At 72.6% G+C, this 19,448-nt stretch carries 13 protein-coding genes and 1 pseudogene; 7 read left to right on the top strand and 7 right to left on the bottom strand.

The genetic code is table 11. The features are described 5' to 3' along the window. Window positions 1–40: 40 nt before the first annotated feature. Window positions 41–133 (top strand): annotated as a pseudogene (locus tag BX286_RS11860) (glutamine synthetase); the annotation flags it as partial. Window positions 134–197: 64 nt separating this feature from the next. On the opposite strand, the gene BX286_RS11855 reads toward BX286_RS11860, so the two are convergent. Both BX286_RS11855 and BX286_RS11850 read right to left on the bottom strand, forming a co-directional pair. Next, complete coding sequence (locus BX286_RS11855; protein ID WP_121014948.1) at window positions 198–2,270, bottom strand: PIG-L family deacetylase; 2,073 nt, start codon at window positions 2,268–2,270, stop codon at window positions 198–200. A gap of 317 nt (window positions 2,271–2,587) precedes the next feature. Then, complete coding sequence (locus BX286_RS11850; RefSeq protein WP_121014947.1) at window positions 2,588–4,939, bottom strand: PIG-L family deacetylase; 2,352 nt, start codon at window positions 4,937–4,939, stop codon at window positions 2,588–2,590. A gap of 265 nt (window positions 4,940–5,204) precedes the next feature. On the opposite strand from BX286_RS11850, the gene BX286_RS11845 reads away from it, so the two are divergent. Further along, window positions 5,205–8,192: a bifunctional [glutamine synthetase] adenylyltransferase/[glutamine synthetase]-adenylyl-L-tyrosine phosphorylase gene (locus tag BX286_RS11845; protein WP_079426424.1), complete on the top strand. Its 2,988-nt coding sequence runs from the start codon at window positions 5,205–5,207 to the stop codon at window positions 8,190–8,192. Window positions 8,193–8,214: 22 nt separating this feature from the next. Here BX286_RS11845 and BX286_RS11840 read toward each other — a convergent pair whose 3' ends face one another. From BX286_RS11840 to BX286_RS11830, 3 genes are all read right to left on the bottom strand, one after another. After that, on the bottom strand, window positions 8,215–9,129 hold the full coding sequence (locus tag BX286_RS11840; RefSeq protein WP_079426422.1) for a phosphatase PAP2 family protein: 915 nt from the start codon (window positions 9,127–9,129) through the stop codon (window positions 8,215–8,217). Between the two features lie 102 nt (window positions 9,130–9,231). Next, window positions 9,232–10,266: a LacI family DNA-binding transcriptional regulator gene (locus BX286_RS11835; RefSeq protein WP_121014946.1), complete on the bottom strand. Its 1,035-nt coding sequence runs from the start codon at window positions 10,264–10,266 to the stop codon at window positions 9,232–9,234. 26 nt (window positions 10,267–10,292) lie between these two features. Next, window positions 10,293–12,059: a glycoside hydrolase family 13 protein gene (locus BX286_RS11830; protein ID WP_121014945.1), complete on the bottom strand. Its 1,767-nt coding sequence runs from the start codon at window positions 12,057–12,059 to the stop codon at window positions 10,293–10,295. Window positions 12,060–12,281: 222 nt separating this feature from the next. Between BX286_RS11830 and BX286_RS11825 the strand changes: the two genes are divergently transcribed. From BX286_RS11825 to BX286_RS11805, 5 genes are read left to right on the top strand one after another with little or no spacing between them, the layout of a single operon-like run. Continuing rightward, entirely contained in the window at window positions 12,282–13,553 is a 1,272-nt protein-coding gene (locus BX286_RS11825; RefSeq protein ID WP_079426416.1) for an extracellular solute-binding protein, read from the top strand. An 8-nt stretch (window positions 13,554–13,561) separates the two neighbouring features. Beyond that, window positions 13,562–14,611 (top strand): carbohydrate ABC transporter permease, encoded by a 1,050-nt coding sequence (locus tag BX286_RS11820; protein ID WP_079426414.1) that lies wholly within the window; start codon window positions 13,562–13,564, stop codon window positions 14,609–14,611. A gap of 2 nt (window positions 14,612–14,613) precedes the next feature. Continuing rightward, entirely contained in the window at window positions 14,614–15,501 is an 888-nt protein-coding gene (locus tag BX286_RS11815) for a sugar ABC transporter permease (RefSeq protein WP_398898410.1), read from the top strand. 52 nt (window positions 15,502–15,553) lie between these two features. Then, window positions 15,554–17,143: a glycoside hydrolase family 13 protein gene (locus BX286_RS11810; RefSeq protein ID WP_079431685.1), complete on the top strand. Its 1,590-nt coding sequence runs from the start codon at window positions 15,554–15,556 to the stop codon at window positions 17,141–17,143. After that, window positions 17,131–18,138, top strand: a complete 1,008-nt coding sequence (locus BX286_RS11805) for a LacI family DNA-binding transcriptional regulator (RefSeq protein WP_237292792.1) — start codon at window positions 17,131–17,133, stop codon at window positions 18,136–18,138. The genes BX286_RS11810 and BX286_RS11805 overlap by 13 nt, the downstream gene beginning before the upstream one ends. Window positions 18,139–18,710: 572 nt before the next feature. Here the strand turns inward: BX286_RS11805 and BX286_RS11800 are convergent. Further along, window positions 18,711–18,968, bottom strand: a complete 258-nt coding sequence (locus BX286_RS11800; protein WP_079426408.1) for a hypothetical protein — start codon at window positions 18,966–18,968, stop codon at window positions 18,711–18,713. Between the two features lie 188 nt (window positions 18,969–19,156). Continuing rightward, complete coding sequence (locus tag BX286_RS11795; protein ID WP_121014619.1) at window positions 19,157–19,432, bottom strand: hypothetical protein; 276 nt, start codon at window positions 19,430–19,432, stop codon at window positions 19,157–19,159. Between the last annotated feature and the right edge of the window lie 16 nt (window positions 19,433–19,448).

The following is a 19,448-nucleotide window of genomic DNA, read 5'->3' as shown; positions in this document are numbered from 1 at the left end:
CGAGCTGAGAATGGTCGGGTCCGGCTGGCGGGCTGAGGCGGATATGACCCTGCGCAACAAGAAGCAGGAGTGGGAGGAATACCGCTCGGAGGTCACCGCCTTCGAACTCCGCAAGAACCTGCCGGTCCTGTAGGGCCGGAACGGCGTGAGTGGCCCCGTCCCGGGGAGTCCGGGCGGGGCCGCTGTCGTTGGGGGGATCAGGTGGCCGGGGCTGGTGCGACGGCCGGGTGCCAGGTGGGGGTGGTGGGGTGGGGGGTGGCGGTGTGGAGGTGGGCGTCCAGGCCCAGGGCGGCTGTGGTGGGGGTGCCCGTGGCGTCGAGGGCCGCTGAGGGGGCGCCCGTGAAGAGCATGCGGGACTCCGTCCAGGCAGGGGGGCCGCCCAGGGTGGTCGTGGAGACCGTGCCCGTTTCGGCGCGGCCCGTCAGGAGGCGGCCCGCCGCGGCGACCGCGCCGTAGCCCGCACGCCCGCCGGATTCCGAGACGCTGGAGACCTGCGGGGCGCCCGGGCCGGCGGTGACCAGGGCGCTGCGGACCACGCCCGAGTCGGGGCGGCGGAAGTAGAGGCGCACGCCCGCGCCCTCGCGGGCCGCCGTGAGGGGAACCGTGGTGGCGGGGAGGCCGGTGGGGTAGGGGCCGGCGAGCGGGGCGTCGGGGGCGGGCTGGGTCCAGGCCAGGACGGACTTGGTGGTGGTGGCGTAGACGTGGCGGCGGCCCGCGGAGTCCACGAGGGCCACCGGGTCGCTCTGGAGGTCTTCGCCGCCCAGTTTCTGCCAGTCGGTGAAGGCCCCCGAGGGCTGCTGGACGCGGGCCCGCAGGGTGCGCCCGGTGTCGCGCACGTAGACGGTCAGGCGGCCCGCCCGGTCGACGGCGGCGGCCGGGGCGCTGATGGCGGAGGTGCCGGGTTCGTCGCCCGGTTCGGGGGTGCCGAGGGACTGCCAGGGGCCGAACGGGCCGTCGGGGGTGCTCTGGACGGCGTACACCACCTCGCGCCGGTAGTCGGCGGCCCTGGTGCCGATGACCGTGCGGGTGGCCAGGACCGCGACGCGGCCGTCGGGGAGGCGGGCGGTGGTGGCTCCGGAGTCGATGCCGGGGCCGGGGAGCAGGGCGGGGCCGCTCCAGGTGCCGGAGCGGTCGCGGTTCCAGACGGCCATCCGGCCGTCGAGGGCGGCGAAGGCCCAGAGCCGGCCCGGGGTGCCCTCCGTGAGCCAGGAGGAGTTGTCGGCGCGGGCGTAGCGCAGGGACTGGGCCCAGTTGCGGCCGGTGGGGCTGCCGGCCACCTTGCGGTCGCCGCAGCCGTCGGGGGAGCCGCAGTAGTCGGCGTGGTCCTGCCAGGCGTACGTCCTGAGGAAGCCGGTCTTCGTCTCGGCGGTCTGCGGGTCCAGGGCGTGGGGGAGGCTGCCGTTGTGGTAGCCGAGGTAGTTCTGCACCGAGAACCGCGGCCGGTCGGCGACCCGTTCGGCGTACGCGGCGGTGGCGGCCTGCACGAAGCGGGCGCCGTACATGTGGTCCTGGTGGTCGGTGTACTTGCCGGTGTCCGGGTAGCGGTTCGGGGTCGGGTCCTGCATCCGTATCGTCGTCGGGCGGTAGCGCTCCAGGATGCCGGATATGGACTGGACGAGCTGGTCCTTGGTGTACGAGAACGGCTGCTTGACCGGGGTGCCGGTGGTGAGCTGGGAGCCCAGCGCCGGTATCTCGCCGTTCCACAGGCCGCGCAGGCTGTCGGGGTTCTCGGCGGCCGGGTTGCGGGCCTCGCGCAGCTGGAGCCAGACCAGGTTGACCTGGGGCCGGGCGACGAGGACGTCGAGCTCGGCCTGGCCGCCGCCGGCGGTGGGTATGACGGTCCGCTTCCAGGCGCTGGTGCGGTCTCCGGTGGCCATCTGGGCGTAGGCGGAGCGTATGCCGTTCTGCCGGGCCTCCGCGTAGCGGGCGCGGTCGGCGGGCTGCTTCGGGTCCTTGGCCTGGCCGCCGTTGGCCTCGTTGCGGCCGTCGGCCTCGCCGGAGGTGAGGTAGGCGGTGGTGACGGTGAGCCCGGCGAGCAGGGAGCGGCTGAGGTCGGGGTTCATGAAGAACAGGTCGTCGTCGGGGTGCGCGACGATCTGGACGACGGTGCCGGACGTGGTGCTGGCGGGGAGGAGCGCGGCGGGGTCCTTCCCCTGGGTGGCCTCGGCCGCCGTCTGCTGGCCGGAGGCTACGGAGAGCACGCCGGAGGCGCCCAGGGTGAGCATGGGCACGACGGCCGCGAGGAGGAAGCGGCGGCGGGATACGGGCATGGGTCACGCCTCGATGTCGTTCCGGACGGGAAGAACCGCTGTGCAGTCACTGAGAGGCGAAAACGGGGAAGTTGGTTCACGGACCGGTTCATCGATTTCGCCGGTGACGCGTGTTCTCCGAAGACGGCCGGGTGTGATGATGCACCGCCCGCGGCCCCGGGGCGGACCCGTGCCCGGATCGTGGACGCCGTCCGGTCCTGCCGCGGGCAAGAGGGCGCCCGGGGTGGGGGTTTGGGGGTGATCCGGCACGGATGGTGTCTGTCCAGCCGGTGTGCGGTGTATGCCCCGGGGTGGGGGTGATCCGGGACGGGACGGCGTTACGGGGTGGTGTTGCGCGGGCCCACCGGCTGCCAGGGAGCGAGGTAGGCGTCGGGTTCGTCCGCCGACGAGGTGACGTACAGCCGTGCGTCGAGGCCCACCACCGCCAGGCTGACCAGGTTCTTGCCGGTCATCGTGCTGGACGGGGCGCCCTCGAACATCAGCGGCGAGCGCTCCCAGGGCCGGCCCTCGCCGACGTCCGCGCCGAGCAGCCCGCCCGCCGAGCGGCCGGCGAGGAGGTGTCCGCTGGCCGTCACCGAGCCGAAGCCCTGGAGCCCGCCGAGGTCGGTGAGGCCGGTCGCCTTCAGGCCTTCCGCGTCCGTCATCAGGGCGGTGCGGACGTTGCCGGAGCCGGGCTTGCGGAACCAGATCCGCACGCCGCCCTCGCGGCCCTCGGCGGTGAGGGGCAGGGTGGTCTCGGGGAGCCCGGTGGGGGTGGCGGGGCCGAGGGGGGCGCCGGGGCCGGGCTGGAGCCAGCCGGTCACCGACTTGGTGGTGGCGGCGAAGACCATCCGCCGCCCGGCGCCGTCGGTTCCGGTGACCGGGGTGCCGTGCAGGTCGGAGCCGCCGTGGGCCTCCCACGGGCCCCACGCGCCGTCCGGGCGCTGGACGCGGCCGCGCAGGGTGGAGGCGCCGTCGCGGACGTAGACGGCGAGGGCGCCGGTGCCGTCGACGGACACGGCGGGCGCGCTGATGTCGGAGGTCCAGTCGGCGTCGGAGGCCTCGGGGGTGCCGAGGGACTGCCAGGGGCCGAACTCCTCGGAGCCGGGGGCCTGCTGGACGGCGTAGACGACCTCGCGCCGGTAGTCGGCGGGCTTGTCGCCGAAGGAGGTGCGGGTGCCGAAGGCGGCTATCCGGCCGTCCTTCAGGGTGACGGTGGATATGCCCTGGTCCATCCCGGTTCCGGGGAGGAGCCGGGGGCCGCTCCAGCGGCCTATGAGCCCGCTGCGGTGCCACACGGCGACCTGGCCGTCGAGGACCTTGAAGGCCCACAGGCCGTGCTCGGCATCCGAGGTCAGCCAGTTGGTGCCGGTGCCGCGGGCGTAGTTGATGGACTGGGCCCAGCCGTTGCCGGAGGGGTGCTCGGCGACCTTGAGGTCCCCGCAGCCGGCCTCGCTGCCGCAGTGGTTCTGCCGGTCCAGCCAGGCGTAGGTGTCCAGGATGTCCAGCTTCTCCTTGGCCTCGCCGGGGTCGAGGGCGCGGGGCAGGGAGCCGTTGAAGTAGCCGACGTAGTTCTGGACGGCGAAGTGCGGCCGGTCCTTGAACCCCTCCGCGTACAGGGCGGTGGCCAGCTGCACGAACCGGGCGCCGTAGAAGTGGTCCTGGTGGTCGGTGTAGCGCTTGGCGGCGTCGTGGAAGCGGCCGGGGGTGGGGTCCTGGGTGCGGATGGTGGTGGGCCGGTACCGCTCCAGGATGCCCACGATCGTCTGGACGACCTGGTCCTTGGTGTACGTGAACCCGTGCCGGACGGGGCTGCCGGAAGCGAGCACCGACTCCAGGCGGGGCACCTTGCCGTCCCACAGGCCGTGGAGGCTGTCGGGCACGTCCTGGTAGACGTTGCCCGCCTCGCGCAGCTGCAGCCAGACGAGGTTGATCTGGGGCCGGGCGACGAGGACGTCGATCTCGGCGTGGCCGCCGCCCTTGGTCGGGACGACGCTGCGCTTCCAGGCGCTGCTGCGGTCGCCGGTGGCCATCTTGGCGTAGGCGGCGCGGATGCCGTTCTGCCGGGCCTCGGCGTAGGCCGGCTTGTTGGCGGGGGTGGAGGCCTCCTTGCCGGCGCCGGCGTTGACGCCGTCGGCCTCGCCGGAGGTGAGGTAGACGGTGGTCACCGGGTGGCCGGCGGTTATGGAGTACCCCAGGTCGGGGTTCATGAAGTACAGGTCGTCGTCGGGGTGGGCGACGATCTGGAGCACCCGGCCGGGGTCCGGGGCGTCCGGGACGGCGGCGGCCGGGGGCCTGGAACCGGGGCCGGCGGGCGCGTCGAGGCCGGTGAGGGCCTCGTTGCCGCGCAGGATGAGCATGCCGCCGGCGGCGGTGGCGGCGAGGAGGGCGATGGTCTGGACGACCGCGCGTGCGCGGGGGTGCCCGACGTGGTGGTGTCCGTGCCGGGTGACCGCGTCGCGCTGGTGGGGGATGGCCGCGTCACGGCCGGGCCGCGTGGCCGCGCCGGGGTCGGGCTGGACAGCCGCGTGACGGTCGGGGCCTGCGGCCGCCCCGCGGCCGGGGCGGGCGGACGCGTCACCGTCGGGCCGTACGGTCGCGGGGGCCTCGGGGGCCGCCCCAGGCGCGCTCGGGGCGGGCTGGGGAACGGGCGCGGCGGCAGGACGCGAGGACGGGGGTCCGTGGGACATGGGGCTCCTCGCGGCCGGTCGGGCGGGGACCGGGCCCCTGACGCACAGATCTGGAGAGCTAAAAGTAAGCAGATATTCCGATAATCCGCCTCATGATATCGGCCACGACACCCGGTGAGTCGAACGCCTGCTCCGGCTAGGCTCGCTCCCGGACAGGACCAGACCACGACCGGCGACGGACAGACCGGACCAGGCGACCGACACACACCGGACCGGCGACGGACACACCGGACCACCGGAAGCGACAGACTCGGGAGGCGGCGGGATGACAGTCCCGGGGCGCAGGAGCAGTACCTTCATCCGGCTGCTGCGGAGCGGATTCACCGACCCCACCGCCGCGTCCCGGCTCCTCGACGCCGACGCGCTGGCCGCCGTGCGCGCCGACCCGGTGCTCCTCGACGCCCTCGGCGCCACCGCCGACCCCGACCTCGCGCTCCTCGGCCTCGTCCGCCTCGCCGAAGCCCAGACCCCCGATGACCTGCGGCTCCTCCTCGACACCCTGGTGGCCGCCAAACCCCTGCGCGACCGCCTCCTCGGCGTACTCGGGGCCTCCGAAGCCCTCGCCGACCACCTCGCCCGCCACCCCCGCGACTGGCAGGCCCTCGTCACCTACGAAGCCGCCGACCTGCACCCGGGCCTCCCCGAGTTCGAACAGGGCCTCGCCGACGCCCACGACCCCGTCGCCCTGCGCGTCGCCTACCGCCGCTGCCTGCTCTCCATCGCCGCCCGCGACGTCTGCGCGACCATAGACGTGGCCCAGACCGCCGCCGAACTCGCCGACCTGGCCACCGCCACCCTCCGCGCCGCCCTGCGCATCGCCTCCGCCGCCGCCCCCCAGGACGCCGAGGCCTGCCGCCTCGCCGTCATCGCCATGGGCAAGTGCGGCGGCAACGAGCTCAACTACGTCTCCGACGTCGACGTGATCTTCGTCGGCGAGGCGGTGCCCGGCACCGACGAGGGCAAGGGCATCCAGGCCGCCACCCGCCTCGCCTCCCACCTCATGCGGATCTGCTCCGAGACCACCGTCGAGGGCACCATCTGGCCCGTCGACGCCAACCTCCGCCCCGAGGGCCGCAACGGCCCCCTCGTCCGCACCCTCGCCTCCCACCTGGCCTACTACCAGCGCTGGGCCAAGACCTGGGAGTTCCAGGCCCTCCTCAAGGCCCGCGCCGTCGCCGGCGACCCCGAACTCGGCGCCCAGTACATCGACGCCATAACGCCCCTGGTCTGGCAGGCCGCCGAACGCGAGAACTTCGTCGCCGACGTCCAGAAGATGCGCCGCCGCGTCGTCGACAACATCCCCGCCTCCCAGATCGACCGCGAACTCAAACTCGGCCCCGGAGGCCTGCGCGACGTCGAGTTCGCCGTCCAGCTCCTCCAGCTCGTCCACGGCCGCAGCGACACCACCCTGCGCTCCGGCACCACCCTCGACGCCCTCCACGCCCTCGCCGCCGGAGGCTACGTCGGCCGCGCCGACGCCGCCCAGCTCCACGACGCGTACCGCTTCCTGCGCACCATGGAACACCGCATCCAGCTGTACCGGCTCCGCCGCACCCACCTCGTCCCCGAGGACGAGGCCGACCTGCGCCGCCTCGGCCGCTCCATGGGCCTGCGCACCGAACCCGTCGCCGAACTCAACAAGGCCTGGCGCCGGCACGCCTCCGTCGTCCGCCGCCTCCACGAGAAGCTCTTCTACCGGCCCCTCCTCGACGCCGTCGCCCAGCTCGCCCCCGGCGAGACCCGGCTCTCCCCGGCCGCCGCCGGCCAGCGCCTCGAAGCCCTCGGCTACGCCGACCCGGCCTCCGCCCTGCGCCACCTCGAAGCCCTCGCCTCCGGCGTCAGCCGCAAGGCCGCCATCCAGCGCACCCTGCTGCCCGTCCTCCTCGGCTGGTTCGCCGACTCCGCAGACCCGGACGCCGGACTCCTGGGCTTCCGCAAGGTCTCCGACGCCCTCGGCAAGACCCCCTGGTACCTGCGCCTGCTCCGCGACGAGGGAGCCGCCGCCGAGAACCTGGCCCGCGTCCTGTCCGCCGGCCGCCTCGCCCCCGACCTCCTCATGCGCGCCCCCGAGGCCGTCGCCCTCCTCGGCGACCCCGAAGGCCTCCAGCCCCGTACGCCCGAGGCCCTCGAACAGGAGGTCCTCGCCGCCGTCGGGCGCGCCGACAGCGGGGAAGCCGCCGTCGCCGCCGCCCGCGGGGTCCGCCGCCGCGAGCTCTTCCGCACCGCCGCCGCCGACATCATCGCCTCCTACGGCACCGAGGAGAACCCCGCCGAGAAGGACTGCGGCGCCCTCGTCGACCGGGTCGGCGACGCCGTCTCCGAACTCACCGCCGCCACCATCGCCGGAGCCCTGCGGGCCGCCGTCCGCGACCACTGGGGCGAGACCCTTCCCACCCGCTTCGCCGTCATCGGCGTCGGCCGCTTCGGGGGACACGAGCTCGGCTACGGCTCCGACGCCGACGTCCTCTTCGTCCACGACCCCCGCGAGGGCGTCGACGAGCAGGAGGCCGCCAAGGCCGCCCAGACCGTCATCGCCGAAATGCGCAGGCTCCTCCAGCTGCCCACCGCCGATCCGCCGCTCCTCATCGACGCCGACCTGCGCCCCGAGGGCCGCTCCGGCCCCCTCGTGCGCACCCTGGCCTCCTACGCCGCCTACTACCGGCGCTGGTCCCTGACCTGGGAGAGCCAGGCCCTGCTGCGCGCCGAGCCCGTCGCGGGCGACGCCGATCTGGGACGCACCTTCATCGACCTCATCGACCCGCTGCGCTACCCCGCCGAAGGCCTCGGCGAGGACGCCGTACGCGAGATCCGGCGCCTGAAGGCACGCATGGAGGCCGAACGCCTCCCGCGCGGCGCCGACCCCACCCTCCACACCAAACTCGGCCGCGGCGGCCTCAGCGACGTGGAGTGGACCGTCCAGCTCCTCCAGATGCGGCACGCCTGGGCCGAACCCGGCCTGCGCACCACCCGCACCCGCCGGGCCCTGGCCGCCGCCCACGCGGCCGGCCTGATCCCGACCGAGGAGGCCCAGATCCTCGACGAGGCCTGGGTGCTGGCGACCCGGGTCCGCAACGCCGTCATGCTGGTCCGCGGCCGCGCCGGCGACACCTTCCCCGCGGACGCCCGGGAACTGGCGGCCGTGGGCCGCTACCTCGGCTACCCGGAGGGCAGGGTCGGCGAAATGCTGGACGACTACCGCCGCACCACCCGCCGCGCCCGCGCGGTCGTGGACGACCTCTTCTACGGGGCGTAGCCCGCGGCCGAACCGCTTCCGGTCAGCGGCGGAAGCGGTTTACCAGGGCCGCCGTCGCCGGGTGCGGGGAGGTTTCCAGGGGGCTGCGGGGCAGGCGGTGCGGGAGGGAGCCGTACCAGGTGCGGGAGACCGTGTAGCCGAAGGCCAGGCAGAGCATGCCGCCCAGGGCGTCGAGCCAGAAGTGGTTCGCCGTGGAGACGATGACGACCAGGGTCGCCGCCGGGTAGAGGAGGCCCAGGATCCGGGCCCAGGGGGCCGAGGCGACCGCGAAGATCGTCAGGCCGCACCAGAGCGACCACCCTATGTGCATGGACGGCATCGCCGCGTACTGGTTCGACATGTGCTTGAGGTTGCCCGAGGCCATCGAGCCCCAGGTGTGGTGCACCAGCACGGTGTCGACGAAGTGCCCCCCGTTCATCAGCCGGGGCGGTGCGAGCGGGAAGAAGAAGTAGCCGAGCAGCGCCACGCCCGTCGTCGCGAAGAGGACGAGGCGGGTGGCCGCGTAACGGCCCGGATGGAAGCGGTAGATCCACACCAGCACGCCGATGGTCACGATGAAGTGCAGCGTGGCGTAGTAGTAGTTCATGCCCACCACCAGCCACGTCACCGAGTCCACGGCGTGGTTGACGTGGTGCTCCACCGCGATGCCGAGGCTGCGCTCGACGCTCCAGATCCAGTCGGCGTTCGCGAGCGCGGCGGCCTTCTGCTCCGGGACCGCGTTGCGGATCAGCGAGTACGTCCAGTAGCTGACCGCGATCAGCAGGACCTCGAACCAGATCCGTGGCCGGCGCGGAGCGCGGAGCCGGGTCAGGAGGGCGGCGTCCGTTCCCGGGCGGCCCTCGCTCCCGGTCGCGGGGGGAGACGAGACGTCCGTGCTGGGGGTGCCCCCGGCGGCGGCCGGGGGAGTTTCCAGTGTCTTCACGCTCGCTTCACCCATGGGGAGAGAGTCTGCCAGATGCGTCCTCGCCTCCGATCATCCCTCCGGACGGTCTTCCGCGCCCGCGCTCCGCCCTGCGGAGGACACCGCCCCGGAGGTCCGCTACCCTGCCCCGCGCCGCTGCCCGGGGCCGGAAGCCGTCGACCCGCGCACCACCAGCTCCGGCAGGAACACGAACTCGCTGTGCGGGGCCGGCGTACCGCCGATCTCCTCCAGCAGGGTCCGCACCGCCGCCTGCCCCATCGCCTGCACGGGCTGGCGGATGGTGGTCAGCGGCGGATCCGTGAACGCTATGAGCGGGGAGTCGTCGAAGCCGACGACGGAGACGTCCTGCGGCACCCGCAGCCCGTGCTGGCGCGCGGCCCGGATCGCGCCCAGCGCCATCATGTCGCTGGCACAGACGACGGCCGTGCAGCCCCGCCCGATGAGCGCCGCCGCGGCGGCCTGGCCACCCTCCAGGGTGTAGAGGGAGTGCTGGATCAGCTCCTCCGCCGCGGCCTCGTCGAGCCCGAGGCGTTCCTTCATGGCGAGCCGGAAGCCCTCGATCTTGCGCAGGACCGGCACGAACCGCTTCGGGCCGACCGCGAGGCCGATCCGGCTGTGCCCGAGGGCCGTCAGGTGCGTCACCGCGAGGTGCATCGCGGCCCGGTCGTCGGGGGAGACGAAGGGCGCCCGCACCTTGTCGGAGAAGCCGTTGATCAGGACGTACGGGACGCCCTGCCCGCGCAGCTGCTCGTAGCGGCCCATGTCGGCGGTGGTGTCGGCGTGCAGCCCGGAGACGAAGATGATCCCGGAGACGCCCCGGTCCACCAGCATCTCGGTCAGCTCGTCCTCCGTGGACCCGCCGGGCGTCTGCGTGGCCAGCACGGGCGTGTACCCCTGCCGGGTCAGCGCCTGCCCGATGACCTGCGCGAGCGCCGGGAAGATGGGGTTGTCCAGCTCGGGGGTTATCAGGCCGACCAGGCCGGCACTGCGCTGCCGCAGCCGTACGGGCCGCTCGTAGCCGAGCACGTCGAGCGCGGCCAGGACGGATTCACGGGTGCCTGCGGCCACACCGGGCTTGCCGTTGAGCACGCGGCTGACTGTGGCTTCGCTGACCCCCGCCTGGGCTGCGATGTCGGCAAGCCGTGCGGTCACGGGACCGGACTGTACCGGTAGGCGGCTCAGAAAGCCCACCACGTGCAGGAATCAGGGGGAAGACGGACCGTGCGGCCGTCGGTCTCCACGGGGGCGCTGGACAGGACGGGGCGGCCGGGCGAGGGCAGTTCGACGGAGGTGGGACGGGTGTTGACGGTGCAGGCGAAGCCGGGCCGGGTGAACAGGAGGACGCCCTCGGGGGCCGGACACCACCGCATGCCCCGGGCGTACACGGCGGGCCCGGCACCGGCCCCGGGCCACTCGTCGTCCGGTCCGCCCTGGCCCGCCTCGACCGCGCCGAGGCCCGGCATCGCGCGGCGCAGCTCCAGGGCGGCGCGGTAGAGCTCGAGCGTGGAGTGCGGGTCGCCGGTCTGCGCGGCGACGCTGAGCCCGCCCCACCCGTCGGGCTGCGGCAGCCAGCTCCCGCCCGGCCCGAACCCGTACGGGGCCTCGTCGCCGGCCCAGGGGAGCGGCACGCGGCACCCGTCCCGCAATCCGTCCTGCCCGTCGGCGTCGGCGTCGGCGTCGGCGGTTGCGGCTGCCGGGGCTGTTGGGGGTGTCGTGGCCGTCGTGGCCGTCGTGGCCGTCGTGGTGCGGCGGCGGAAGGCCGGGTCCCGGCGGGACTCCGCCGGGAGGTCGGTGACCTCCGGCAGGCCGAGCTCCTCGCCCTGGTAGACGTACGCCGACCCCGGCAGCGCCAGCATCAGCAGCGCCGCCGCCCGCGCCCGGGCCAGCCCCTGCGCCCCGCCCCCGTACCGGGTCACATGGCGTACCACGTCGTGGTTGGACAGCACCCACGTCGTCGGCGCCCCCACCGCCGAGGTCGCGGCCAGGGACTCGTCGATGACCGTCCGCATCGCCGCCGGGTCCCAGGGGCAGTTCAGGAAGCGGAAGTTGAAGGCCTGGTGCAGCTCGTCGGGCCGTACGTACAGCGCGAGGCGCTCCGAGGTCGGCGCCCAGGCCTCCGCGACCCCGATCCGCCCGCCCCCGTACGAGTCGAGCAGGCGCCGCCAGGAGCGGTGGATGGCGTGCACCCCGTCCTGGTCGAAGAAGGGGAGCGGCTCGGTGCCGATCAGCGTGGCCTGCGCGCCCCGGCCGATGTCCGGCAGGCCGGGGGCCTTGACCATGCCGTGGGCCACGTCCACCCGGAAGCCGTCCACCCCGAGGTCCAGCCAGAACCGCAGGACCGAGGCGAACTCCTCCGCCACTTCCGGGTGCTCCCAGTCGAGGTCGGGCTGCTCGGGGGCGAACAGGTGCAGGTACCAGTCCCCGTCCGGGACCCGGGTCCAGGCGGGCCCGCCGAAGACGGACTCCCAGTCGTTCGGCGGCAGCGAGCCGTCCACCCCGCGCCCCGGCCGGAACAGGTACCGCTCCCGGGCGCCCGGCACGCCGGCGAGGGCCTCCTGGAACCAGGGGTGCCGCTCGGAGGTGTGGTTCGGCACCACGTCCACGATCACCCGCAGGCCCAGCGCGTGCGCGGCCCGTACGAGGTCGTCGGCGTCGGCGAGGTCCCCGAAGAGCGGGTCCACCGCCCGGTAGTCGGCGACGTCGTAGCCGCCGTCCGCCTGCGGGGAGACGTAGAAGGGGGTGAGCCACACGGCGTCCACCCCGAGCCGGGCCAGGTGCGGCAGCCGCTCGCGCACCCCGCGGAGGTCGCCGATCCCGTCGCCGTCGCTGTCGGCGAAGGAGCGGACGTACACCTGGTAGATGACGGCATCACGCCACCAGCCGCCGCTCGCGGACGGATTGCTGGAAGCTCTTGCAAGCGGGACGGCCGTCAACTCGTGCTTCATACCGCAGTCAACGCGCGTACGCGCCCCGTGGTTGCGGGCCTGCTCAATCGAAGCGGCCTCGAACTAACAGCAAGCTGCGGCAACCTTCGGGACACACGGATGTAACGATCCCCTCCGCTTGCAGAAAATTGCCGCAAGGTCTTTCCGTCGGCTTTCAGGCTTGTTACGTTCCCTGCAACTCGGGACCGCGAGGGCGCGGCCGGGATCATCGAAGGAGTTCATATGCGGCGTGGCATAGCGGCCACCGCGCTGGTCGCGACCCTGGCGCTCGCGGCGACGGCTTGCGGCGGTGACACCAAGGACGGTGGCGAGACGAACGCCGGCGGCGAGCTGTCCGGCACCGTCACCTGGTGGGACACCTCGAACGCGGCCGAGAAGGCGAGCTTCCAGAAGATCGCCGAAGGCTTCACCGCGAAGCACCCGAAGGTGACCGTCAAGTACGTCAACGTGCCCTACGGCGACGCCCAGAACAAGGTCAAGAACGCCTTCAGCAGCGGCGCCGACGCCCCCGACGTGATCCGCGCCGACGTCGGCTGGGTCGCCGACTTCGCCTCCCTCGGCTACCTCGACGAGGTCCCCGCCGACCAGGTCAAGAAGGTCGACGCCGAGTTCCTCCCGCAGGCCGCCGCCAGCGGCAAGTTCGACGGCAAGACCTACGCCGTCCCGCAGGTCATCGACACCCTCGGCCTCTTCTACAACAAGAAGATGCTCGCCGACGCCGGCGTCCAGCCCCCCAAGACCCTGGAGGAGCTGAAGACCGCGGCCGCCGCGATCAAGGCCAAGACCGGCAAGACCGGCCTCTACCTGCGCGGCGACGACTCCTACTGGTTCCTGCCGTTCATCTACGGCGAGGGCGGTGACCTCGTCGACGCGAAGAACAAGACCGTCACCGTCGACGGCCCGGCCGGCGTCAAGGCCTTCAAGGCCGCCCGCGACCTGGTCGCCTCCGGCGCGGCGGTCACCAACGCCACCGACGGCTGGACCAACATGCAGACCGCCTTCAAGTCCGGGGAGGTCGCCATGATGATCAACGGCCCCTGGGCGGTCGAGGACAGCTACGCCGGCGAGCAGTTCAAGGACAAGTCCAACCTCGGCGTCGCCACCGTCCCGGCCGGCTCCGTCAAGGCCGGCGCCCCGCAGGGCGGCCACGACCTCGCCGTCTACGCCGGCTCGAAGAACACCGCCGCCGCGCACGCCTTCGTCGAGTACATGACCTCCCAGGAGGTCCAGGTCCAGTCCGCCAAGGAGCTGAGCCTGCTGCCGACGCGCACCGCCGCCTACGAGCAGCCGGACGTCAAGAACAGCGAGATGGTCCAGTTCTTCAAGCCGGCCGTCGACCAGTCCGTCCAGCGCGCCTGGATCCCGGAGAACGGCTCCCTCTTCGAGCCGCTGAAGGTCGAGTACACCAAGGCCGTCACCGGGGCGTCGAGCCCCGAGGACGCGGCCAAGGCGGCCGGCGTCGAGTTCCGCAAGATCCTCAAGGGCTGGAAGTAGTACGGACGATGGCTGCTGACACCAGCCGGTCGGTGACCGGGGCCGCGGCCGGCGAGACGACCCTCGCCGGCCGGGGCCCCGGCCCCGGCCGTACCACGGCCAAGAGCGCCGGGGCCGCCGCCGGGAGCCCCCGCGGCGGCTTCCGCCGGGCCCTCGCCACGCACTGGTACGCCTGGGCCATGGTCGCCCCGGTCGTCCTCGTCCTCGGCGTCATCGTCGGCTGGCCGCTCGTCCGCGGCGTGTACCTGTCGCTGACCAACGCCAGCGAGCGCAACGTCGCCCGGACGATCGGCGTCCGCCACATCGAGGCCACGTACGAGTTCGTCGGGTTCGACAACTACGCCGCGGTCCTCGGCGACCCCGTCTTCTGGCAGCGGCTGGTGTGGACGGTGGTGTGGACCGTCGCCTGCGTCTCCGTCACCTTCGCCCTCGGCCTCACCCTGGCCACGATCCTCAACCGGCAGTTCCGCGGCCGCTCCGCCTACCGGATGGCCCTCATCCTGCCCTGGGCCGTGCCCGGCTTCGTCTCCGTCTTCGCCTGGCGGTTCCTCTTCAACCGGGACAACGGCATCCTCAACAAGATCCTCGACGGTGGGGGGATCTCGGCCGTGCCGTGGCTGGACGACCCCACCTGGGCCAAGGTCGCCGTCATCGCCGTCAACGTCTGGCTCGGCGTGCCCTTCATGATGGTCGCCCTGCTCGGCGGGCTCCAGTCGATCCCCGCGGAGCTGTACGAGGCCGCCGAGATGGACGGCGCCGGACCGTGGCAGCGGTTCCGGCACATCACGCTGCCCGGGCTGCGGGCGGTCAGCATGACGGTGATCCTGCTCTCCACCATCTGGACCTTCAACATGTTCCCGGTGATCTTCCTGCTCACGCGGGGCGGCCCCGGCGACTCCACCGAGATCCTCGTGACCCAGGCCTTCCGCCAGGCCTTCGTCGCCAGCCCGCGCGACTTCGCCGGCTCCGCGACCTGGGGCGTGCTGATCCTCGGCCTGCTCATGATCTTCGCGCTGGTCTACCGGCGCTCGCTGCGCAAGCAGGGAGAGGTGTGGTGACCGTGTCCGCTTCCGAGTCCGTTGCGGAGTCCGGCTCCGCGTCCCGTTCGAAGGCCGTCCGGCCGCGTGGTGCGCGGTCGCCGCTCGCCTCCTTCGGGCTGCACGCCACGCTCCTCGTCGCCTCCGTCATCGCCGTCTTCCCGGTGCTCTGGATCCTGCTGACCTCGCTGAAGCCCGCGAAGTACGCCATCAGCACGGACTTCGTGAAGGAACCGACGTTCGACAACTACGCGAACCTGCTGGAGTCCAGCCACTTCCTGAGCTGGTTCTGGAACTCCGTGCTGGTCGCGGGAGTCACGACGGTTCTGGGCGTGTTCATCGCCGCCACGACCGGGTACGCCGTCAGCCGCTTCAAGTTCCCCGGCATGAAGCCGCTCATGTGGACCCTGCTCATCACGCAGATGTTCCCGATGGCCATCCTCATCGTCCCGCTCTACAACCTGATGGGCGACCTCGGGCTGCTCAACCAGCCGCTCGGCCTGATCATCACGTACCTCACCATCGCCGTGCCCTTCTGCGCCTGGATGATGAAGGGCTTCTTCGACTCCATCCCGGTCGAGATCGACGAATCCGGCCGGGTCGACGGGCTCAACCCCTTCGGCACCTTCTGGCGCCTGATCCTCCCGCTCGCCAGGCCCGGCCTCGCCGTCACCGGCTTCTACGCCTTCATCACCGCGTGGGGCGAGGTCGCGTACGCGTCGGCCTTCATGGTCGGCGAGGAGAACCTCACCCTCGCGGGCGGCCTGCAGACCTTCGTCACCCAGTACACCTCCAACTGGGGTGCGATGAGCGCGGCTTCCGTCCTCATCGCCATCCCCGCGGCCGTCTTCTTCCTGTTCGCCCAGCGTCACCTCGTCGCCGGCATGACGGCGGGCGCCACCAAGGGGTGACCACCCGGCGCCCGTTCCTGTGTTCCACCGGCCCGACCTCTCCAAGGACACCATGACCCAGCACCTCGCCGACGCCCTCCCCACCCCGACCGGGACCCGGTCCGGCTGGTGGAGAGACGCGGTGATCTACCAGGTCTATCCGCGCAGCTTCGCCGACTCCAACGGGGACGGCATGGGGGACCTCGAGGGCATCCGCGGCAGACTGCCCTACCTCAAGGAGCTGGGCGTCGACGCCGTCTGGCTGAGCCCCTTCTACGCCTCCCCGCAGGCCGACGCCGGCTACGACGTCGCCGACTACCGGGCCATCGACCCCATGTTCGGCACCCTGCACGACGCCGACGCCGTCATCCGCGAAGCGCACGCGCTGGACCTGCGGATCATCGTGGACCTCGTTCCCAACCACTGCTCCGACCAGCACGAATGGTTCAAGCAGGCGCTGCGGGAAGGTCCGGGGACCCCGCTGCGCGAGCGCTTCCACTTCCGCCCGGGGAAGGGCGAGGCGGGAGAGGAGCCGCCGAACGACTGGGAGTCGATCTTCGGCGGCCCCGCGTGGACGCGGGTCGAGGACGGGGAGTGGTACCTCCATCTGTTCGCTCCCGAGCAGCCCGACTTCAACTGGGAACACCCGGCCGTGCAGGACGAGTTCCGGTCCGTGCTGCGGTTCTGGCTGGACCTGGGGGTGGACGGGTTCCGGATCGATGTCGCGCATGGGCTGGTGAAGGCGGCCGGGCTGCCCGACCTGGGGCGTGACGAGCAGCTGAAGCTGCTGGGCAACCAGGTGCTGCCCTTCTTCGACCAGGACGGGGTCCACGAGATCTACCGGTCCTGGCGGAAGGTGCTGGACGAGTACGCCGGCGAGCGGATCGGCGTCGCCGAGGCGTGGGCGCCGAGTGTGGCCCGTACTGCTTTGTACGTGCGGCGGGACGAGCTGCACCAGGCGTTCAACTTCCACTATCTGACGACCGGTTGGGACGCGGCTGCGTTGCGGGCCGCCGTGGACGAGTCGCTGGACGCCATGCGGCCCGTGGGCGCGCCCACCACCTGGGTGCTGTCCAACCACGACGTGGTCCGCCACCGGACGCGGTTCGGGAGCCTGGCGCGGGCGCGGGCGGCCGCACTGCTGATGCTGGCGCTGCCCGGGTCGGCGTACGTGTACCAGGGGGAGGAGCTGGGGCTGCCGGAGGTCGTCGACCTGCCGGACGAGGTGCGCCAGGACCCCTCGTTCTTCAAGGCGAACGGCCAGGACGGGCTGCGCGACGGCTGCCGGGTGCCGATCCCGTGGTCGGGGGACACCGCCCCGTACGGGTTCGGGGCGGGGGGCAGCTGGCTGCCGCAGCCCGCGGAGTGGGCCGGGCTGAGCGTGGAGGCGCAGACCGGGGACGCGGGGTCGACGCTGGAGCTCTACCGTGCGGCGCTGCGGATCCGGCGGGAGCATGCGGATCTGGGGGCCGGGGACGCGGTGGAGTGGCTGGAGGCGCCCGAGGGCGTGCTGGCCTTCCGGCGTGGGGCGTTCGTGTGCACCGTCAATACGACGGGGGAGGACGTGCGGATACCGGCGGCGGGTGCTGTTCTGCTCGCGAGCGGTGCCGTTGGCGACCCCGACGTCCTTCCCGCTGACACCGCTGTGTGGTGGCAGGGGTGAGTTCCCCGTTGCGGCTGACGGACATCGCCTCGCAGGCCCAGGTCAGCGAGGCGACCGTCAGCCGTGTGCTCAACGGCAAGGCGGGCGTGGCGGCCGGCACCCGGCACCGGGTGCTGGCCGCCATGGACCTGCTGGGCTACGAGCGGCCGGTGCGGCTCAAGCGGCGGAGCAACGGGCTGGTGGGGCTGCTGATCCCGGAGCTGACCAACCCGATTTTTCCGGCGTTCGCGCAGGTCATCGAGCAGGCGCTGGCCGGGCACGGGTACACGCCCGTGCTGTGCACGCAGACGCCGGGCGGGGCGACCGAGGACGAGCTCGTCGAGCAGCTGGAGGAGCGGGGGGTCACCGGCATCGTCTTCCTGTCCGGTCTGCACGCGGATGCGACGGCGGATCCGGCGCGGTACCAGCGGCTGGCGGCGCGCGGGGTTCCGTTCGTGATGGTGAACGGCTTCAACGAGCACGTGCAGGCGCCGTTCGTCTCTCCGGACGACCGGGCGGCGGCGGACATGGCCGTGCGGCACCTGGAGGAGCTGGGGCACCGCAGGATCGGGCTGGCCATCGGGCCGACGCGGTACGTGCCGTCGGCCCGCAAGGAGCAGGGCTTCCTGGCGGCGAGGCCGGGGGCCGAGGAGGAGGGGCTGGTCCAGCGCACCCTGTTCACCGTCGAGGGGGGCCACGCGGCGGGCATCGCCCTGCTGGAGCGGGGCTGCACGGGGGTGGTGTGCGCGAGCGACATGATGGCGCTGGGCGTCATACGGGCCGCCCGGGAACGTGGGCTGCGGGTCCCGGAGGACGTCTCGGTGGTCGGCTTCGACGACTCCCCGCTGATCGCCTTCACGGACCCGCCGCTGACGACGGTCCGCCAGCCGGTGCGCGCGATGGCCACGGCGGCGGTGGGGGCGCTGCTGGAGGCGGTGGCGGGGACACCGGTCCAGCGGACGGAGTACGTGTTCCAGCCGGAGCTGGTGGTCCGGGGGTCGACGGGGCCGGGGTAGGGGGGCCTGGGGGTGCGGGCCCGCGGATACCGGGCCTCGCGGTGCGGGCCCGCGGTTACGGGGCCTCGCGGTGCGGGCGCGCTATCTCCCCCTCGAGGGGCTGGGGCCGAGCGGTGCTTGCCCACCCGCCTCCCCGGGTGCGGGGCGGTGGGGTGGGGGGCCGGGTTCCGGCCCGGCGGTCTCAGAGATGCCTTGGGGGTTTCCCGTCAGTCCCACTGTCCTTCCGGTCCGGGCCGCCCTGTCAAGGGCGCTCCTTCGTCGCGTCGCTTCGCGATCGCCTGCGGCGACCCTTGACAGAACAGCCCGCCCCGGAAAGACAAGGACTGCCGGGAAACCCCCAAAAGGACGGCACGGTCCTACCTTGACCATCCGGCTCCCTCAGCGATGAGGCGGGTAGGTCGGGGGCCGCCTCGCCTGGCATCCGGGTCGACATCAGCGGCAAGCGGCGCCGCCGCCCGCGACAGATCGCTACGCGCTTCTCCCGTCTCGGCGTCCGGCGGTCGTCTGGGGCTGGTACCTGCGGCAAATGACGAACACATCGGCCTGTGCGGAGCCCCCAGGCGGACAGATCGCTACGCGCTCCGCTCGTTTCGGCGGCTGTCGGCCGTCTGGGGTTGTTCATAGGCGGGCTGGACGTTGGCGACGGCGGTCGTGAATTCGCGGCCGGAGGCGTTCCGGATGTACGCCAGTTCCATCCAGTGCTCGTAGGTGTCCGAGTCCGAGACGTTCTCGTTGATCACGGCCATCAGCTCCCCTTCGACGCCGGAAGCGATGTCGCGGACGCGGCGGCGCAGGAGGCGGTGGGGGACGTACTCGTACTGGTTACTCATGGGGTGGCTCCTCGAAGGTGTCGAGGAAGCGCTGCCAGCCGGTGCGGGCGCGGGTGAGCAGGTCGGTGCCGGGGGTGTCTATGACCGTCACACGGGTCGAGGGATTGTCTGAGGTTTCGGAACTAGGCCGTGTTTTAGAACTCGCCGACCTGCCTGGTTGGCCGTCCGGGGAAGTCGCGGGCGGCCATTCAGACGGTGAGGTCGCGGGCGATGTCGTTGATGCTGGTCGCTGTGGTGACCTCGTGCTCGTTGCGGGTGGTATCGCGGCGGACGAACTCGTAGCCGCCTTCGTCCAGGACGGCCACGGAGGCGAACCAGACGGGGTCGTCCTCGTCGGGCTGGACGACCACGAAGGTGTTGTCGGAGTCGTTGAGGTCGCTGACCATCATGAACAGCGCGTCCTCAGAGGGGTCGTCGATGCGGTCGCCGTTCTCGCTGTCGGCGCCGTAGTACTGGGCCCCCATCGCTGCTTCTCCCTCG

The organism is Streptomyces sp. 3211.6, from assembly GCF_003634815.1.
Taxonomy (GTDB): domain Bacteria; phylum Actinomycetota; class Actinomycetes; order Streptomycetales; family Streptomycetaceae; genus Streptomyces; species Streptomyces katrae_A.
The sequence above is the reverse complement of the archived record's forward strand: the minus strand, read 5'-3'. Positions and strand labels throughout refer to the sequence as shown.

What these genes read in the sequence shown, in the direction of transcription:
- BX286_RS11800 (WP_079426408.1), bottom strand. Translation starts at nt 18,968, where the DNA reads ATGAGTAACCAGTACGAGTACGTCCCCCACCGCCTCCTGCGCCGCCGC.
- BX286_RS11795 (WP_121014619.1), bottom strand. Translation starts at nt 19,432, where the DNA reads ATGGGGGCCCAGTACTACGGCGCCGACAGCGAGAACGGCGACCGCATC.
- BX286_RS11850 (WP_121014947.1), bottom strand. Translation starts at nt 4,939, where the DNA reads ATGTCCCACGGACCCCCGTCCTCGCGTCCTGCCGCCGCGCCCGTTCCC.
- BX286_RS11855 (WP_121014948.1), bottom strand. Translation starts at nt 2,270, where the DNA reads ATGCCCGTATCCCGCCGCCGCTTCCTCCTCGCGGCCGTCGTGCCCATG.
- BX286_RS11820 (WP_079426414.1), top strand. Translation starts at nt 13,562, where the DNA reads ATGGCTGCTGACACCAGCCGGTCGGTGACCGGGGCCGCGGCCGGCGAG.
- BX286_RS11825 (WP_079426416.1), top strand. Translation starts at nt 12,282, where the DNA reads ATGCGGCGTGGCATAGCGGCCACCGCGCTGGTCGCGACCCTGGCGCTC.
- BX286_RS11830 (WP_121014945.1), bottom strand. Translation starts at nt 12,059, where the DNA reads ATGAAGCACGAGTTGACGGCCGTCCCGCTTGCAAGAGCTTCCAGCAAT.
- BX286_RS11810 (WP_079431685.1), top strand. Translation starts at nt 15,554, where the DNA reads ATGACCCAGCACCTCGCCGACGCCCTCCCCACCCCGACCGGGACCCGG.
- BX286_RS11845 (WP_079426424.1), top strand. Translation starts at nt 5,205, where the DNA reads ATGACAGTCCCGGGGCGCAGGAGCAGTACCTTCATCCGGCTGCTGCGG.
- BX286_RS11840 (WP_079426422.1), bottom strand. Translation starts at nt 9,129, where the DNA reads ATGGGTGAAGCGAGCGTGAAGACACTGGAAACTCCCCCGGCCGCCGCC.